We start from the raw sequence: 17,610 nt of genomic DNA, 5'->3' as shown, positions 1-17,610 counted from the left end.
TTTACGAGCCTTCCTCGCGGTTTACAACATCGAGAGCGCGGCGGTGCGTCGTGGCTGTCGCCAGTCAATGCCCTCGAGCAACATCGACAACTGTGCGCTCGTCAGATGGATCTTGCCGCCATCGGCCTGTGGCCAGATGAAACGCCCTCTCTCCAACCGTCTCGCGAGCAGCCAGAGTCCGTCCTCAGTAGCCCAAAGCACCTTCGCGAGATCGCCGCGGCGCCCGCGGAAGATGAAGACGTCACCGTCCAGTGGATTCTCATTGAGCGCTGTCTGCACCTTTGCGGACAGCCCTTGGAAGCCGCAGCGCATGTCGGTGATGCCGGCAACGAGCCAGACACGCGTGCCCGCCGGCAGGCCGATCATCGGGCAAGCTCCCGAATGAGAAGCCGCAGCAGCGCCGGCGAGACCTCACCGAAGATTCGAACGCGTGCACGATCAAATTCGATCTCGCAGACGTTATCGGGCGGCGAGTTGGTATCGTCGATCATGGGCGTTGCCTCCGAAGGTTCCGCGACAACGCTCACTGGAAGAAGTACCGTCGAGCTGGCATCAGGTTTCGAGGCAGCCGCCGCCGCATGCTCTGGACATGGCGCGCCGAACACTCCTTGCAGATACTGACGCCGCCACCGGAACAGCAAATTGGTGTTGACGTCGTTACGGCGAGCAACCAGCGAAACCGAAGCCCCTGCTTCAAAGGTCTGCTCAACCAGGTGCCGCTTGGTTTCCACCTGAAAGTTTGGTCGCTTGCACTTCGCGATCCGACTCAATGTCTCGTCCACTTTAGCTCCCACCAAATTATTTAGTGGGAGCTAAACTACCAACCGGTTCGCTCAGCCGTCGAGAATGGCCGTCGCGAGCCGCTTACCGCGAAAAAGAATCTGGCGCAGCCGTTGTCAGTCGAGGAGTTAGCCGAGGTCGCAAGGCTCAGTCCACGACAGTTCAGTCGAGCGTTTCGTGCGGAAACGGGACAGTCGCCGGCCAAGGCCGTCGAGCGGTTGCGTCTGGAAGCTGCGCGGCTGATGCTCGAACGAAGTCGTCATAGCGTCGAACAGATCGCGCAACAAACCGGTTTCACCGATGCCCGACGCATGCGCGAGGCATTCACACGAGCCTTTGGACAGCCGCCTCAGGCCATTCGAAGAAACGGACGCTCGGTGATGGCCTGAAAGCGCAGACGAACGATCTGATACGAAGGCTCTGCAGTTATCTCGACGGCGTCGTGTTACTGAACTGCCTGAAGCGGCGCGCCGGAACCTTGGGTGAGTTCAAGCGTGCGAGAGCGTGTCGATGCCACGCCTGTCTCGCACGATGGCTAGCATGAGCGCCGTCAGTCCACATAGAGTGATGAGCGTCATCAACACGCCGGTGCCCAAGTGGACGAGTACCCACCCGCCGAGCGCAGGAAACCCGAACACGCCGAGAAAGTACGAGGCAACGAAGCACGTCAGTGCGGCATGCCGATGAGGTGCGTCGGAATCGTTGACTACCTGTGTCTCGATGACTGGATAAACGAGCCCGAATCCGGTGCCGACCAAGACAGCGCTCGCCGCATGAAACATCACGTGATAGGGCACCGCGAACGTCGCCATGATGCCGAGCACGATGAGCGTGAGCAAGACTTTCGTCGCAAGGTCGCGGCGTGCCCGAATCACAAATTGCCCGAGGAGCCAGCGCGTCACAGCGACCGTCACGGCATAAATGCTGAAGAACGTGCCCGCATGCGCGCGCGTGCCTTGCATGAGCGACATCTGGAATGTCATGAGACCCGAGAACACGCATGCGCCCAGCGCCATCGTGACGATCGGATAGACCGCACGCGTGCGAAATATCGCCTGCATATCGCGCAGGTTTCGTTTCGGGATCGACGAGATGTGCGTCATCGGCGTCGTCCGGCCGAAGCTTTCCAGCATGATTGCGCCGACGATGCACAGGCTGCCGGTGAGATAGAGCACGCTGCTGACGGACCAATGCCAGTAGCCGATCGTGAACGCCGCGAGTCCGGGCCCGCCGGTCATGCCTGTCATTTGAAACGTCCCGAGGCGAAGAAACCAGCGGCCACGGTCAACATCGCTCGTGCGCTCGGCCAGCGACATCGGCGCGGCCAGATAGAAGGCGCCCCAGCCGAAACCCATGAGGAAGCCAGGCAACACGTTCAGCGGGCTCGCGTGCTCGATGAAACCGAAACCCGCCAGGCTGACGGCGATAAACAAGGCTGATAGCGCCGTCATGCGCGCGGCACCGACTCGCTGAGCGAACCAGCCGACGAGCGAGATGCCGCTGAACGTGCCGAGCATGGCTCCCGCGAGCGCTTCTCCGGTGTCGAGATCGTTTCCGCCGAGAAGCCGGAAGTGCATCGAGAGAAGAAAGGTCGCGCCATACCCGCTGGCGGTGAGCAGGGTGCCGCTCAGTACGAGCAGGGCGCTGAATGGGCGCATGAGAGGCAATCAGGAGGTGGTAGAAGCGCTCGCGTTTGTGAATGAACGCGAAACCGTTGCTCATGATCGCATGACGGCGAGAAGTTTGCCGTACGATGCCTGGAATCGCCTTCCTGAAGTCGGGTGCTGATATCTCCAATTCTCACACGCCTGCGCAGCGCCGTAGTGCACGTCGCAGGTGCCGCGCTATCCACCGCAACGATGACTACGCTTTGGCGCGCTTGCGAGCCACTGGCTTCTGGGAGTGCGCGCATTGCTGAATCACGCTCTGAAGTTGATCCGGACCTGCCGTGATGGCGCCGAGTAGCGTCATCACGACGAAGTCGATCAACTTTGGAATGGCCACTTTCGTGTCCGCGCGCGGAGCGCGGTTCGCCAGGATCAGCGTGGCGAGACCATGCTCCAGACTCCACGCGGTATGCGTCACGAGCTTGAGATCGGAGCGGGACCAGCCACTCTCGATAGCCAGCGCCTCGATTGTGTCGGAGAATAAGCCAAAGGACCTGTTACTTTCCTCGGCGAGCTCTGGAAACGCTTGATGCGCCACGATGCGCGGCCCGATCATCAGACTGAACAGCCCGTTGTGGCGCTGCGCGAACTCGATATACGCGCGCATCATCCGGTACGCTTTGCCGAGCGCGGTGTCCTCGCTGTCACGGATCGCAACGCGTAGCGCAGCGAGGTCACGATAGCCGCTCGCCGCGATCATGGCCAGCAATTCGTCGATCCCCGCGAAATGCCGCGACGGCGCGGCTTCCGACACGCCCACCATGCGCGCGAGGTAACGCAGGCTCAAGTCCTGCGCCGATACCTGCATGAGCGCGCTTCGCCCCGCTTCGATGAGCGCGTTGCGCAAATTGCCATGATGATACTCCGCACTCTTCGCAATAGATGACTTGGGACTCACGTGACCTTCATTCGAGGGACAAGACAAGGCAACGATTATAAATTCGGCGCGGAGACGCACGCAATAAAGTGAATCCCACGATAACATCTGCCGCGCCTGCGTGGGCCCCGACGAATCACACCGCGTTTTGAACGGATATATCAGCAGCGCGCGATCGCGGTCTCATGATTCGCTGCACGCCGAACAGAAGAACACCGACGCCAAGTGCCTGGACACAGGCCACCATGATGAATCCACTCGCATAGGTTCCCGTTGCATCGCGAACATAACCGATAAGAATGGGCGTCAAGAAACCGGCGACGTTGGCAACGGAACTGATCAACGGTACGCCAAGCACCAGAGACTTGCCGCTGAGCAGGCCCACGGACATCTGCCAGAAGAGCGAAATACCAGCACCCGTTCCCGCGAAACCAAGAACGAGCAGGAAGAATGTCGCACCGGCACTACTATGCCAGGAAAAAACGAGCCCCGAGAGGCTTGCCGCAGTGAAGACCGACGCCAGCGCACAGAAGCTCCGGCGTCGATGCGGTGCGCCGCCGATGCTGCAGATGAGCACGTTGCCCAGTGCCCCGAAAATGCAGGCGCCGGCAACTGCACGGCCAATCTCCTTGTAGCCTTCGAATCCCGCCTCCCGAAGAATCGTCGGAGAGAAGAAAAACAGTGCTGCCGTAGCGGCAAGAAGGCAGAAGTACGCGGCGCTGAGAATCCAGACAGCAGGGTTGAGTAGCAGGGGGCGCTCAACTGTGCCGACATCGTTCATCGTTTCGGCGTTCTTCCTGAGATCGTTCTCGACGAGCTCGCGCTGTCGCGCGGAAAGCCACTTCGCGCTACCGGGCACGTTCGGAAGGACTGCGAACGCGACACACGCCAGCACGACCGTAGGGATAGCCTGAGTGAAGAACATCCATCGCCAGCCGTGAAATCCCGCCAGTCCATTCAGGTTCTCGAGCACGAAACCGCCTGTCAAACCGATCGTGACCGTGGAGAAGAGCGCTCCCGAATGGAAGATGCTGAAATTGCGGGTACGTCTCTTCCCCGGAAACCAAGCATTGAAGTACAACACGACGCCCGGGTAGAAACCCGCCTCGAATACGCCGAGCAGGAAACGCAATGCGTAGAACGTCGGTGCGCTGTTGACGAAGGTCATCGCAACACTCGTCACGCCCCAGGCGCCGGCGACACCGGCAAGCACAGCGCGTGCGCCGAACTTCTTCTGCAGCATGGTAGTAGGCATGCCGAACAGCACATAGCCGACGAAGAAGAGTCCGGCGCCCAACCCGTACACCGTCTCGCTGAATCGCAGGTCGACGACCATCTGCAACTTCGCGAAGGCCACGTTGGAACGACCGACCCACGCGAGCATCCACAAGCAGAAAAGTATCGGCAGTATCCGCCATTGCGCCGCAGCGTAGGCCTTCCGCAGGAGGGCGTCATCTGACGATGACTCGTGTACACAGGCTTGATTCATCAGTTCCATTCGGTTTTCCTACGTGTCGTGTCGAGAGTGTGCCCGCAATGCCGCCGCAGCTTCCGGTTGCGGCTAGCTGGCGCGTGCTTCCAAAAGTACAGCGGCATCGATTGCTTTCGTGGTCGGCGGCGGTCCGACCAGAATGCCCGTGTCGATTGCAGCGCGGATGTCGGTATCCGTGAGGCCCGCTTCGCGGAACACCTGCTCGTTATGCTCGCCGCGAAAAGCCGGCGCGCTGCGCATTCCAAGCTCGTCTTCGGAAAAGCGCCAAGGATAGCCGTGAATGAAATACGATCCGCCACGGCGATCCGGAACCTCATGCACGGCCCCCCACTGCTTTGCCCAGTCGGTCTCGGCCAGTTCCTTGAGCGTTCGGATCTGGCCTATCGCGATCTTGGCCTCGTCGAGTTGCGCGTCGAGCGTCTTGAGATCGCGAAAAGACCGCATCCACGTCTGGATGACGGCATGCAGTACGTCGTAGTTCTGCCGGCGGCGCTCGGCTGTGTTGAAGCGCGGATCCTGGGCAAGGTCCATGCGCCGCATGGCGCGCAAGTAGTTCGGAAACGTGTTGCTGCCGACGATGCTTTGCGCAGCGACGAACTCTTCACCGCCGGGGCCGACGAAATGCGGGCCATCGGAGGCGCCGAGAATGCCCGGCTCGGCGCCGGTATCGACATCCGCGAGATCGAGGTGAGCGCGTTCGTTGATCGACAACATCACGGCGGCCATCGCCACGTCGATGTATTGGCCGCGTCCGGTAACTTCACGTTTGCGCACTGCCGCGAGCACGGCGATTGTTGCTTGAAGGCCTGCATAGACGTCCGCGTGCGATAAGGGATCGGTCCACTTGCGGCCGTCGCCGGCGCTGTCGAAATGGCGCAGCGTGTTGTGCGTGAATCCGGTTTCGGCCTGCACGGTCGGCGCGTACGCCATGCGCGACGCCCAGGGACCGCGCTGCCCATAGCCCGTGATCGATACGTAGACCAGTTTTGGATTGCGCAGCGAAAGCGTCTCGTAGTCGAGCCCGAACCCCTTGAGCGTGCCGGCTCGAAAATTTTCCACGACGATGTCAGCTTCGTCGCACAGGCGCAGCACGAGCTCGCGTGCGCGCGGTGCGTTCAGATCGATGCTGATGTTGCGCTTGCCGCTATTCTGCTGAGCGTAGTAGCCGGACATGCCGTTGCGATTCGGGAACGCGGCGCGTGACACGTCCGGCCGCGGCGGCTCGATCTTGATCACGTCTGCGCCGAGATCCGCAAGCGTCCGGGCGCACAGCGGGCCGGCCAGCACCCGCGAGAAATCTACGACTTTGAGTCCTTCGAGCGGTCCGGCCATGTCAGTTTCCTTCAAAAATGGCGGTACCCGGGCCGGTCTTGTCGAAGGCCTCCAGTCCACGTTTGAGATCCTGCGACGCCCAGATCGGCTTTTGCAGTTCGAACATTGCTTCGTCGGCAGCAGCTACCCCCTCGTTGACCGCGACCCGCACCAGCCGTTTGGTGGCGGCATGCGCGACAGTCGGCCCGGCGGCCAGTTCTTGCGCAACCGACAGCGCGACTTCGTCGAGCTTGTCGTCGGGCACAACGAGATTGATCAGGCCCCAGCGTCCGAGCGTGGCGGCGTCGTAACGGCGACCAAGCAACGCCAGTTCTTTCGCACGCGCCGGGCCGGCTCGCATCACCTGACGCTGTATGCCGCCGAGGAGCGGATGCAAACCGAGTGCAACCTCGACCGAACCGATCTTGGCGGATTCGGCGACTACGCTGAAGTCACAGGCGAGCGCTACTTCGAATCCGCCGCCAAGGCATGTGCCGTTCACTGCGACGACGATCGGAATAGGGAGCGTCTCGAAGCCTCGCAGCACTTCCAGCGGGTCCATCAACGCTTTTCCTCGCGTGGCAATGCGCTCGGGAAACAGCGAGACTTCAGCGCCGGCGGAGAAGTGCCGAAGACCGCTGCGCAACAGAATCGCCCGCGAGCCGCGTTGCACCGCCTCGTCGAATTCGTCGAGCAGTGCGCGATAAAGCGTCGGGCCCATCAAGTTGTGCGGGCGACGAATCATCGTAAGCACCGTCACATTCCCTTTGATTTCCTTCTGAACAATTGCTTCGTCCATCTCTGCTCCATTTCATCAAGTTCAAATGTTTTTCCGATCATGGTGTTAACATGCCTAACATTTGGGCAGCATATCGACACTTGCGGACTCTCTGGCGGCAACAAGTAAAAGCAACTGAGGTTCGTTTCTCTTCCGTAGCAGAGACAGTCAAACTACGACGGGACTCGAGGCGCGGTTCGAGTATTCAATCGTCGAGGCCCGCGACCACTCGCGCGTCCCGTTCGGCTCCATCTCCGAGTACTGCCAGCGCTTTCTGATAAGGCTCACTCCGAAACGTCGCGAGTGCCTGCTCGAAGCTCGGGAATTCGACCACGACCGTCCGTTCCTTGAGACCCTCTTGGAACGCGACGACTTCACCGCCTCGGACCAGGAATTTTCCACCTGCGGCTTTTACCACTTGGGTCGCGAGGACGCCGTACGCCGCAAGCTTGCTTGCGTCATGGACCGCCCGATACGCTGCCACCCAATATCCCTTTGCCATTTCGCTTCCCCTGTTGAGTGATACATGGGTATGATAACGGCGTTAACATTCATTTCAATGAGGGTTATTCCTGATCCGAAAAAGCTGGTCGGGGGGCGTGATAACGGTGTTAACATCAGTCCATGCGATGACCCGATACAACTTTTCAGCGGAGAAATTCAATGCCGTACACGACCATCAATCCTGCTACCGGTGAACTGCTCGCCACCTACGACGACATATCCGACGACTTGCTCGAAGAAAAGCTCGCGTCCGCGCAGCGCGCTTTCGAAACCGACTGGCGACGTCGTCCCATCGGCGACCGGGCACGCATCGTGTCGCGCGCGGCTGCATTGTTGAGGGAAAGAGCCGACGAATACGCAGGCTATCTGACACTGGAAATGGGCAAACGCAGCGGTGAAGCGCGCAAGGAAGTGGATTCGTCGGCAAGTATTCTGGACTACTACGCAAAGCACGCGCATGCATATCTTCAACCACGCCCTCTCGAGGAAGCGCCGGGCGCCGCTGTTCATATCGAACCAATCGGCGCAATCTTCGCCGTCGAGCCGTGGAATTTTCCGTACTATCAGATTGCGCGCGTAGCCGGTCCGCAACTGATGGTGGGCAACGTCCTGTTGCTCAAACATGCCGAAAGTGTGCCGCAGTCGGCGTTGGCTTTCGCTCGTTTATTCGAGGAAGCGGGTGCGCCTGAAGGTGTATATACGAACTTGTTTATATCGATCGATCAGGCCGGCCGCGTCATCGACGACCCGCGCGTCCAGGGCGTGACTTTGACGGGCAGCGAGCGCGCCGGCGCCGCGGTCGCCGAGCGTGCCGGCCGTAATCTGAAGAAGGTCGTGCTCGAGCTGGGAGGCAGCGACCCTTTCATCGTTCTCGAGGATGCGCCGCTCGATTGGGCGATCCAAAGCGCGGTCGCGGGCCGCATGCTCAATGCGGGTCAATGCTGCGTTGGCTCCAAGCGCATCGTCGTGATCGGCAAGGCGCGCGGCGACGCTTTCCTCGAAGGTTTTGCGAAGCGGATGGCGGCCCTCGAGACGGGCGATCCGATGGATCCGGCAACCGCAGTCGCTCCGCTTTCGTCCGAGCGCGCGTTGAAGCTGCTGCTCGAGCAGATCGATCGCGCGGTTTCGCATGGGGCACGCGTCGTGTGTGGAGGCAGGCGCGTCGAGCGCCCGGGATTCTATTTGCAGCCGACTGTCCTGACCGACATTTCGCCGCAGAATCCCGTCTTCGCCGAAGAACTCTTTGGCCCCGTCGCTGCGTTCCACGTCGTCGAGGACGAAGCCGCCGCGATTGCGCTCGCCAACGGCACGCCGTACGGTCTGGGCGCGTCGGTATTCACCGAGGATACCGAGCGCGGCGAGCGCGTCGCCGCGCACATCGACAGTGGCATGGTGTTCATCAATCAGCCGTTCGGCACGGCAGCGGAGTTGCCCTTCGGTGGCGTCAAGCGCTCGGGTTTTGGGCGAGAACTGTCTTTGCTGGGTTTCGACGAATTCGTCAACAAGAAGCTAATCAAGGTTGCGCCGGTGGGAGCAGCACCGATCGGCCCCGCGCGGGCCGCCTGACCGTAGCTCGGCGCGCTGCACGGTCATTGCCATGTCCGTCCGCGGACGCATGAAGCCGGCCACATGGCGGGGCGCGCGAGTGTGGCACTTCATTCATATTTCTTTGAACGAACACCATGACTAGCAAGACGATTATCAGTTGTGCACTCACTGGAAGCGACGACACCCCGCGTCTGAGTCCGGCGGTACCCGTTACACCGAAGCGAATCGCCGAAGAGGCCATTGCGGCATGCGAAGCCGGAGCGAGCATCGCACACATTCACGTACGCGACCCTGATACTGGCGCTCCGAGCACGGAGCTGCCGCTCTACAGGGAAGTCGTTTCGCGTATTCGCGATAGCGGGTGCCCGATATTGATCAATCTGACGACGGGCCCAGGTGCACGTTTCGTTCCCAGCGACGAAGACCCGAACCGGGGAAGTGACTTGAGTACGATGATGACGCCCGAGGCTCGCGTCCGGCATGTGCTCGAGTTGCGTCCGGAGATCTGCACGCTGGACGTAGCGACCATGAACTTCGGCAATCGCGCATTCGTGAACGTGCCAGGCCATCTCGTCAAAATGGCAAGTTTGATCGAGGCAGCAGGCGTTAAGCCGGAAATCGAGGTATTTGATCTCGGGCACATCCGGCTCGCGCGCCACCTGATAGAAACGCAGGGGATTCTGCAGGCTCCGCTGTTCCAGCTATGCCTTGGCGTGCCATGGGGAGCCTCCTCCGACACCGAGAGCCTTCTGCAGATGAAGCGCTATCTGCCCGACAATGCCCGATGGTCGGCGTTTGGCATCTCGCGGGCGCAATTTCCGATCGTCGCTCAAAGCGTGATTCTCGGGGGACATGTTCGCGTCGGCCTCGAAGACAATCTTTACCTTGCCAAGGGGAAACTGGCGCCGGGCAATGCAGCGTTGGTCAAACGCGCGGTCAGTATCATCGAAAGCATCGGCGCAGAAGTGGCAACGCCGGACGAGGCTCGCGACATACTCGGCCTTGCCCGTCGCCAATAAGTCAGGACGCGGCTTCCCTAAGCACGCCGCATTGCGAAGCGCAGTGGTTCTAAGTTGTAGCCTGTTTCCGGGCTACCTATACCGCCGCCGCACTCACGTCTGATTCATCTTTTCTCTGCACGAGAATGGATGTTCTGACGTAGGAAACGCGGCATCTATTGATGCATGGAGACAAAAATGCCCTTGTGGAATATCTATCATCCAGTCGGCGCCTACACGGCAGATGACAAGCATGAGATGGCAAAGCGAATTGCCGACATCTATATCATTCCTCGCTTCTATGTAGGCGTTCTATTTCATGAACAGCCGAAAGATTCCTTCTACATGGGAGGGGAGCCGCGGGATGACTTTGTCAGAATCAGACTGGATCAGTTCGCCAGACACATTTCGAAGGACGTCGAGTGGACGCAGTCCTGGCTTCGCAAGGCGAACGCTGCAATTGCGCCATTTGTCCAGGATCGAGGCTACCACTACGAGTTGCATGTCGGCGAGACGCCGCGTGAACTGTGGTTGATCGACGGCATTCGACCACCTCGGCCTGATACCGAAGCCGAGAAGAAATGGAAGCTCGAAAACCGCGCATCGCCCTTTGATCCAAGTGAAGGCTGAATCGATCAGCCGCGTCTGAAAGGACTCTTAGGCTGAACTCGACTGACATGCGACGAAGCCCGGCTTTCGCCGCATGTCGTGCCCTCGGCGGCATGATCTACGCCGCAATTCGAGTGAAGGAGTACGCACATGAAGGCCCTGATCATTGAACAAAACGGCGAGCCGTCGGAGGTAGTCCAATGGCGCGATTTGCCCGAGCCCGCGCCAGGGCCAACTGAAGTCCGCGTGAGGATGCTGCTGACGCCCGTGCACCCGTCCGATCTGCACGTCATCCGTGGACGTTTCGCGCGTCAGCGTCAGCCTGAATTGCCCGCATCGCCCGGGTCCGAGGGCGTCGGAATCATCGACGCCGTGGGCAACGAGGTGTCGCGCACGCGGATTGGAGAGCGCGTCGTCTTACTGAACGTGCCTGGAACGTGGAGAGAGCAGGTCATCAGCCCGGCTGAACGGGCGATATCCGTTCCGGCGACGATTTCCGACGAGAACGCCGCACAGGCCTTCATCAACCCGATGACGGCATGGGCAATGACCATCTCCGAGCATCAGCTCGGCCGCGGCGACTGGCTCGTGCAGAGCGCGGCCGGCTCGACGGTCGGTCGCCTTGTGCTGCAGATCGCCAAAGCGCAGGGGTTCCGGACCATCAACCTCGTGCGCCGTCAAGAGCAGGTCGCTGAGATCCAGGATCTTGGCGGTGACGTCGTCTTATGCACCGGCGACGAAAGCTGGCCCGAGGAGTTGATGAAAGCTACTGGCGGAAATGGCATCGTGAAAGCGATTGACTGCGTCGCCGGCCGCACAGGCGCTACGCTTGTGCGTCAGCTGGCGCCGAACGGATGCCTGCTCGTCTACGGAGCCTTATCGTCGCACCGTCAGTCCGACCCGGCGGCCTTCGAGATGCCGATTTTCGCGCCCGCACTGATCTACTCGAGTGCCGAGGTGCGCGGCTGGCTCATCTTCTCGTGGCTTGCGCGCCAGGGCGTGAGTGAAGGCAGCCGAACGCTGTGCAGCCTGCTCGATCGCATGGCCGATGGAACCTTGAGGCCCCCTGCAGCGCGCCGCTACCGCATCGATTGCGCACTTGAAGCATTCACGGCTGCGGAGAGCGCCGCACACGAGGCCAAACCGCTGCTCGTGTTCGCGGAGCGCTGAGTTTCGTCGCCCGACAGCCGCGGAGGAACCTCGATTAAAAGACGGTAAGTCTGTTGTTTCGCGAGCGAGGTACGCTCGCACCGCTCTATCCGACCGGTACGATCCATGTTGGAAAACGGACGAAGAGAGACGTTGCGATTCGGCCTGCGCGGCGCTCCGATTGCTGGCCGTCCTCTCTCGCTGCACTACCACCGATGACGCAGCCCAGCGACGGCGGAGACCTGATTCTTCGTCGTCGAGGGCGATAGCGTGTAGATCTGGGCAAAGGGCGCGTCCTTCGCCGCATGTTGATAGATGCCAACCACGAACAGGTCCGTCCGTTTGCTGAGGAAGTAGTTCACCCCCGCATTTACCTGATGCCATGCGGGCGACGCATCCTGTGGATGGTACTGCCCTGTCGTGTAAATATAGCCCGCGCCCAGCAGCAGATCGGGACGTACATAGTCTGTGAGCGAGACTTCAAAGTTTTGCAGTGTCAGTCTCGACTGATCGAGGTAGTCGAAGCGCGCATTCGTGTAGAGGAACGACACGTTCGCCGCTCCGATCGCATATGCGCCTCCCGCGCCATACATCATCTGTCGACGCACGCCCGAGCCGGTCGCCGGATTGGTGACGAATGGCGAAGTGAATCCGTAATCGCCGACGACCGCGCCGTTGGTGTTGTTCGGATCATTCGGCTCATTGATCAAGAGGAAGGCCGCCCCCAGCGACAGCGGCCCTCGGCGGTACTGCACTGCAGCGCTGTACGCGTTGTTGTCGGAAAAGCCGCCGGCCTTGTTCGAGAAGCCGTACAGCGCTTCGGCTTGGAAACCGCCATAGTTGATAGTCTTGTACTGAACCGCGTTATTGATGCGGAAGGTATCAAACACGTTGTCGTTGTCGCCGATGTGGGTCCCGTAAGCCGCGAACTGGCACGCCGATTCGAACATGCAGAGTGTGACCGCCTCGTCATACTGCCGCCCGACCGTGAGCGTGCCCAGTGTGTTCGACGACAATCCGACGAATGCCTGCCGTCCGAACTCACGCCCTCCTTGCGACAGCGTGCCGTTGCCGATGTTGTAACCGCTCTCGAGCGTGAAAATCGCCTTCACGCCCCCGCCGAGGTCTTCGGTGCCCTTCATGCCCCAACGAGGAGTCTGCATCGGGCCGCTGGAGAATTGCCAAGTCGAATGCCCCTGCCTGTCCGATCCGCGCTGGTTGTTCGCATAGACGATGCCGGTCGAAACGAGCCCATAGAGCGTGACGGTGCTCTGGGCGAATGCGCTCTGCATGCACAGCGCGCCTGCGGCGATGACCAACAAACGTCGTTTCATGGCTTTCCTGTCAATTGAGTTTGACCGTGAATGTCGTGTAGTAGTAAGGATCCCGAAGTACGCAATGGCGTCTTCGATCCCGGCTTTCGACAACCCATTTCTGATAACAGGCGCGCATCGACAATGACGAATCGCCCGGTTTCGAAATTCTTGCGGAACAAAAATGGCGCCGGATAGCACCGAATTTGGCTACCTACGAGCGAACTTTTAGAGCGGACGGTGACGGGAGGGCCACGAAGTGAGCGCGCCCGGGCATTTTTACTCGAATGAGGGCGCGATCTTGACCGCTCTAATTTCGGCATCACGCATCGCAAAAAATGATGCTATGCGCGGACACTTTTGGCTGCCGACAATGGGTTCAACCGGCATCACCCATTAGACGAAAGAAACGCCGGAAAGCAATCTCATCGCAGAAAAACATCGGAGACAAAGATGCCAATCATCGAAAACGCGGGACGGCGGCGCGCACTACGCACCCTCACCGCCGGCGCACTGGCGGCGGGCGGCGGGCTGCTGTCCGTGCGCGCATTTGCGGGCGGTCTCGCGACCGTGAATATGCAGCTCGGCTGGGTGCCGGGCGGGAATCAGGTCGGGGAGGTCGTCGCGAAGCAACTCGGCTACTACGAGAAGGAGGGTATCGACTTTCATATCCAGCCAGGCGGCCCGAATATCGACGGCGTAGCGATCGTTGCGTCGGGGCGCTTTCAGGCGGGCGAGATTTCGTCGAGCCCGTCGATCATGCTGGCCGTGTCGGAAGGGCTGCCCATCAAGTGCATCGCGGTCGGGCTGCAGCAGCATCCGTACACGTTCTTCTCGCTGAAGAAGGCGCCGATCCGCTCGCCGCAGGACATGATCGGCAAGCGTATTGGCATTCAGTCGACGGGCATGGTGCTGCTGCGCGCGCTGCTCGCGAAACACAAGATTCCCGAGAATCAGGTAAAGATCGTGCCGATCGGCGCGGACATGATGCCGCTCGTCGCCGGTCAGGTCGATGCGGTGACCGGCTGGCAGACCAACACGACGGCGCTGAAGCCGCTCGGTGCGGACCGTGTCGACCTGCGTCTCTGGGACACTGGCGTGCGCCTCTACGCGCTGCCGTACTACGCGACCACGTCGATGCTGAAGGAACATCCGGAAACGGTCGCGGGCTTCCTGCGAGCGACGGCGCGCGGCTGGATGTACGCCAATCAGAATCGCGATCAGGCCATCGACATGCTCGTGAAGGCGTATCCGAACCTGAACCGCGCGGACGAGCGCCTCGCGATCGATTCCCTGATGAGCTACGCATTCACTCAGACGACCCAGACCCAGGGCTGGGGCGCGATGGACGCGAGCGTCTGGGAAGAGCAGATCGCGATGTACGGTCAGCTCGGCCAGTTCCGCGCGACGCTCCCGAAAGTCGATGACGTCATGACGCTCGATGTGCTCAAGGCCACTCATTCCTCTCGCCTGAAGGTGTAACCATGCATGCTGCCACTTTGAATCCGCCGCGCGCGGAGCGGGCGAGCTCGCACTTCGCGCTGCCGCACGGCGTCGATTGCGCGATCAGCGCCCGCGACATCAACGTGCGCTTTTTCACCGACCGCCGCAGCGTCACCGCGATCGAAGGCGTAAGCCTCGATATCGCACAGGGCGAATTCCTCACGCTGCTCGGGCCGTCGGGCTGCGGCAAGTCGACGTTTCTCCGCGTCGTCGCGGATCTCGTGAAGCCGAGCCGCGGCAGTATCAGCGTGCTCGACGCGGCGCCGCAGACCGCGCGTGAGCGGCGCGATATCGGGTTCGTGTTTCAGGACGCAGCGCTCCTGCCGTGGCGCACGGCGATCCAGAACGTCGAGCTGCCGCTCGAAGTCGCGCAAGGCAAGGCGCGAGCCGGCCGCGCGACGCCGCGCGAACTGCTGGAGCTCGTGGGTCTCAAGGGCCGCGAGGATGCGTTTCCGCACGAGATGTCGGGCGGCATGCGCCAGCGTGTGGCTATTGCACGGGCGCTCGTCTGCGACCCCAAAGTGCTGCTAATGGACGAGCCCTTCGGCGCACTGGACGAAATCACGCGCGACCGTCTCAACGAAGAGCTGCGCCGCGTGTGGAAAGAACTCGGCCTCACGACGCTCTTCGTCACGCACAGCATCTATGAAGCCGCGTTTCTCGGTCAGCGCGTGCTCATGCTCGCGGCGAATCCGGGCCGCGTGAAGGAGATCGTGCCGGTCGATCTGCCCGAGGACCGAACGCTCGATATCCGCGAGACGCGCGAATTCGTCGAACTCACCGCGCACCTGCGGCGCGTACTGGAGACCTGCTGATGGCTACGTCCGAAATGAACCTGAACGTGCCGGCGAGCGTGCCGGACGCGGAATCGCAAGCGTGGCGCGCGCGCCGTCGCCAGCAGATGTGGCGTGCCCGCATGCTGCCGGCGCTCGGTGTCGCGAGCCTCATCTTCGCGTGGTGGGCGGTGGTGGCAGGCTTTCATGTGAAGCCGTTCATCGCGCCGTCGCCGGCGCTCGTGTTCGAGACGCTCTTCGCGAAGAGCGACGTGCTGCTGCAGAACCTGGTGCCGACCGCCGTCGAGGCATCGCTCGGCTTTGTGCTGGGCAATCTCGCGGCCATCGTGCTCGCGACGATCTTCGTGCACAACAAGACGCTGCAGGAAATCTTCTATCCGGTCGCGGTGATGATCAACTCGATACCGGTCGTCGCCAAGGCGCCGATCCTCGTGCTCATCATGGGCAACGGGCTCGAGCCGAAGATAACGATCGCGGCGATCGTGTGCTTCTTTCCGACGCTGGTGAACATGGTGCGCGGCCTCGAAGCGGTCAATCCGCAGGCGATGGAACTGATGCACGTGCTCTCCGCCAGCAAGCGGGAGATCTTCTTCAAGCTGCGGCTCTACGCATCGCTGCCGTATCTCTTCTCGGCGCTGCGCATCGCGGCATCGATGTCGGTGATCGGTGCGGTCGTGGGTGAGTGGATCGGCGCGACGGAAGGCATCGGCGCGATGATCATCCAGGCAACCTACGCCTTCGACTCGGCGCTGCTTTACACGGCGATCATCATGAGCGCCGTCCTCTCGGGCTTCTTTTTCCTCGTGATCGCGGCGCTGGAGCGCTGGCTCGTCAAGTGGCAGCCGGAAGGCATCCGCTGAGCGTGACGCGACACGAACCCTCATCACAGGAGACGAAATGAACATGATCAGCGACTGGATTCAGGAGCCCGTGCGCGATGTGCGCGTGGCGGCCCAGGCTAACGTCGTCGTGGTCGGCGGCGGGCCGGCAGGGCTGTCGGCGGCGATCGCGGCGGCGCGCAACGGTGCGGAAGTGATCCTGCTCGAACGCTACAACCATCTCGGCGGTCTTGCGTCGGGCGGCATGGTGCTCGTGCTCGACGACATGTGGGACAACCATCTGCAAGAGATTTCAGTGCGTGGCACCTGCATGACCTTCATCGAGCGCATGGCGGCGCGCAAGATGGCGACCTTCCCGCGCTCGGACGAATGGGGCGAGGACCCGGCTGCGTATCGGAAATGGGGGCGCTGGGGCACGTTTGATTTTCATAGCCAGAAGAATCCGCATCCGGTGTGCTTCGCGGCGGCCTTCGATCCCGACGCGATGAAGCGCGTCGCGCTCGAAATGGTCGAGTCGCTCGGTATAAAGCTGCGGCTGCATTCGTGGTTTTCGCGCACGCTTGTCGAGGACGGCAAGGTAAAGGGCGTGATCTGCGAGACCAAGAGCGGCCGCGAAGCGATTGTCGCCGATGTCGTCATCGACGCGACGGGTGATCTCGATGTCGCGGCCTCCGCGGGCGTGCCGCATGTCGGCGGCAGCTACATCACGACGACGGTGTTCCGCCTCGGCGGTGTCGATACGGAGGTCGCCGAGCGCTTCGAAGCGGAAGAACCGGAGTCGTTTGCGGCACTCGATCGGCAGATCAAGCGGATTCTCGGCGGCTCGTGGGGCTACTGGTGGTTGAAGACGCCGCTGCCGGGCGTGGTGTGGTGCAACTGTCCGCACATGGCGGGTCTCGATGGCCTCAAGCCCGAAGACCTCACGCGCGCCGAGATGCAGGGACGCAAGCACATTCATGCGGTCGTCGACTTCGTGCGCGAGAAGCTGCCAGGCTTCGAGAACTGCTATGTGATCGATGTCGCGCCGCAGACCGGTGTGCGTCAGACGCGCCTCCTGCAAGGCGAATACGTGATGACGAAGGAAGACCTCGCGCAACGCACGCGCTTCACCGACAGCATCGCGCGCGGACGCGATTACTACATGCCGTATCGCGTGCTGCTGCCGAAGGAGATCGACAACCTTCTCGTCGCGGGCCGCCATTATTCGGCGACGTCGCAGGCGCAGAAGATGTCGCGCGAAATCCCGCCGTGCATGGCGATGGGCGAGGCTGCGGGCGTCGCGGCGGCGCTCGCGCTGAACGCGGGCGTCACCGTGCGCGATGTCGACGTGCCCGCATTGCAGAAGACGCTGCGTGCGCAGGGCGCCGACCCGGGCGATCAAAGCAGACGCAACGCGGACATTCCGCCGCTCGCGGTGCATGTGCAAACGAGAGAAGCAGCATGAGCAA

17 protein-coding genes and 1 pseudogene are annotated in these 17,610 nt (G+C 61.3%); 9 read left to right on the top strand and 9 right to left on the bottom strand.

What is annotated here, in order from left to right:
- Window positions 1–21: 21 nt before the first annotated feature.
- Window positions 22–366 carry an IS66 family insertion sequence element accessory protein TnpB gene (gene tnpB, locus AWB78_RS32465; protein WP_053572846.1) on the bottom strand — a complete coding sequence of 115 codons (345 nt, stop codon included), beginning with the start codon at window positions 364–366 and terminating at the stop codon, window positions 22–24.
- The gene (gene tnpA, locus AWB78_RS49410) at window positions 363–782 is read right to left on the bottom strand and encodes an IS66-like element accessory protein TnpA (protein WP_374729504.1); all 420 of its coding nucleotides are present in this window, start codon (window positions 780–782) and stop codon (window positions 363–365) included. Before tnpA ends, tnpB begins: the two co-directional genes overlap by 4 nt.
- Window positions 783–869: 87 nt before the next feature.
- Between tnpA and AWB78_RS44075 the strand changes: the two are divergent.
- Window positions 870–1,169, top strand: a pseudogene (locus tag AWB78_RS44075) (helix-turn-helix domain-containing protein); the annotation flags it as partial.
- Window positions 1,170–1,268: 99 nt separating this feature from the next.
- On the opposite strand, the gene AWB78_RS32455 reads toward AWB78_RS44075, so the two are convergent.
- The 6 genes from AWB78_RS32455 to AWB78_RS32430 all read right to left on the bottom strand — a co-directional run bounded on the left by AWB78_RS32455 (window position 1,269) and on the right by AWB78_RS32430 (window position 7,407).
- Entirely contained in the window at window positions 1,269–2,438 is a 1,170-nt protein-coding gene (locus AWB78_RS32455) for an MFS transporter (RefSeq protein WP_062610720.1), read from the bottom strand.
- A 205-nt stretch (window positions 2,439–2,643) separates the two neighbouring features.
- Window positions 2,644–3,432: a TetR/AcrR family transcriptional regulator gene (locus AWB78_RS32450; RefSeq protein WP_232477967.1), complete on the bottom strand. Its 789-nt coding sequence runs from the start codon at window positions 3,430–3,432 to the stop codon at window positions 2,644–2,646.
- Window positions 3,433–3,460: 28 nt separating this feature from the next.
- Window positions 3,461–4,822 carry an MFS transporter gene (locus AWB78_RS32445; protein WP_062610718.1) on the bottom strand — a complete coding sequence of 454 codons (1,362 nt, stop codon included), beginning with the start codon at window positions 4,820–4,822 and terminating at the stop codon, window positions 3,461–3,463.
- Window positions 4,823–4,885: 63 nt separating this feature from the next.
- The gene (locus tag AWB78_RS32440) at window positions 4,886–6,148 is read right to left on the bottom strand and encodes a CaiB/BaiF CoA transferase family protein (RefSeq protein WP_062610717.1); all 1,263 of its coding nucleotides are present in this window, start codon (window positions 6,146–6,148) and stop codon (window positions 4,886–4,888) included.
- A 1-nt stretch (window position 6,149) separates the two neighbouring features.
- Complete coding sequence (locus AWB78_RS32435) at window positions 6,150–6,926, bottom strand: enoyl-CoA hydratase/isomerase family protein (protein WP_062610716.1); 777 nt, start codon at window positions 6,924–6,926, stop codon at window positions 6,150–6,152.
- 184 nt (window positions 6,927–7,110) lie between these two features.
- Entirely contained in the window at window positions 7,111–7,407 is a 297-nt protein-coding gene (locus AWB78_RS32430; RefSeq protein ID WP_062610715.1) for a DUF1330 domain-containing protein, read from the bottom strand.
- Between the two features lie 161 nt (window positions 7,408–7,568).
- Between AWB78_RS32430 and AWB78_RS32425 the strand changes: the two genes are divergently transcribed.
- The 4 genes from AWB78_RS32425 to AWB78_RS32410 all read left to right on the top strand — a co-directional run bounded on the left by AWB78_RS32425 (window position 7,569) and on the right by AWB78_RS32410 (window position 11,734).
- Window positions 7,569–8,975 carry an NAD-dependent succinate-semialdehyde dehydrogenase gene (locus AWB78_RS32425; protein WP_062610714.1) on the top strand — a complete coding sequence of 469 codons (1,407 nt, stop codon included), beginning with the start codon at window positions 7,569–7,571 and terminating at the stop codon, window positions 8,973–8,975.
- Window positions 8,976–9,091: 116 nt separating this feature from the next.
- On the top strand, window positions 9,092–9,976 hold the full coding sequence (locus tag AWB78_RS32420) for a beta-keto acid cleavage family enzyme (RefSeq protein ID WP_062610713.1): 885 nt from the start codon (window positions 9,092–9,094) through the stop codon (window positions 9,974–9,976).
- A 177-nt stretch (window positions 9,977–10,153) separates the two neighbouring features.
- Window positions 10,154–10,585, top strand: a complete 432-nt coding sequence (locus tag AWB78_RS32415; protein ID WP_062610712.1) for a tautomerase family protein — start codon at window positions 10,154–10,156, stop codon at window positions 10,583–10,585.
- Window positions 10,586–10,714: 129 nt separating this feature from the next.
- Window positions 10,715–11,734, top strand: a complete 1,020-nt coding sequence (locus AWB78_RS32410) for a zinc-dependent alcohol dehydrogenase family protein (protein WP_062610711.1) — start codon at window positions 10,715–10,717, stop codon at window positions 11,732–11,734.
- 185 nt (window positions 11,735–11,919) lie between these two features.
- Here the strand turns inward: AWB78_RS32410 and AWB78_RS32405 are convergent, their stop codons facing one another.
- Complete coding sequence (locus AWB78_RS32405) at window positions 11,920–13,047, bottom strand: porin (RefSeq protein WP_062610710.1); 1,128 nt, start codon at window positions 13,045–13,047, stop codon at window positions 11,920–11,922.
- 432 nt (window positions 13,048–13,479) lie between these two features.
- Between AWB78_RS32405 and AWB78_RS32400 the strand changes: the two genes are divergently transcribed.
- From AWB78_RS32400 to AWB78_RS32385, 4 genes are read left to right on the top strand one after another with little or no spacing between them, the layout of a single operon-like run.
- The gene (locus AWB78_RS32400; protein WP_062610709.1) at window positions 13,480–14,508 is read left to right on the top strand and encodes an ABC transporter substrate-binding protein; all 1,029 of its coding nucleotides are present in this window, start codon (window positions 13,480–13,482) and stop codon (window positions 14,506–14,508) included.
- A gap of 2 nt (window positions 14,509–14,510) precedes the next feature.
- Entirely contained in the window at window positions 14,511–15,344 is an 834-nt protein-coding gene (locus AWB78_RS32395) for an ABC transporter ATP-binding protein (RefSeq protein ID WP_062610708.1), read from the top strand.
- The gene (locus tag AWB78_RS32390; protein WP_062610707.1) at window positions 15,344–16,183 is read left to right on the top strand and encodes an ABC transporter permease; all 840 of its coding nucleotides are present in this window, start codon (window positions 15,344–15,346) and stop codon (window positions 16,181–16,183) included. The genes AWB78_RS32395 and AWB78_RS32390 overlap by 1 nt, the downstream gene beginning before the upstream one ends.
- 37 nt (window positions 16,184–16,220) lie before the next feature.
- Complete coding sequence (locus AWB78_RS32385; protein WP_062610706.1) at window positions 16,221–17,606, top strand: FAD-dependent oxidoreductase; 1,386 nt, start codon at window positions 16,221–16,223, stop codon at window positions 17,604–17,606.
- The last annotated feature ends 4 nt before the right edge of the window (window positions 17,607–17,610 follow it).

The sequence above is a fragment of the Caballeronia calidae genome (assembly GCF_900044055.2).
Taxonomy (GTDB): domain Bacteria; phylum Pseudomonadota; class Gammaproteobacteria; order Burkholderiales; family Burkholderiaceae; genus Caballeronia; species Caballeronia calidae.
This window is presented reverse-complemented; position numbering and strand designations above follow the sequence as displayed.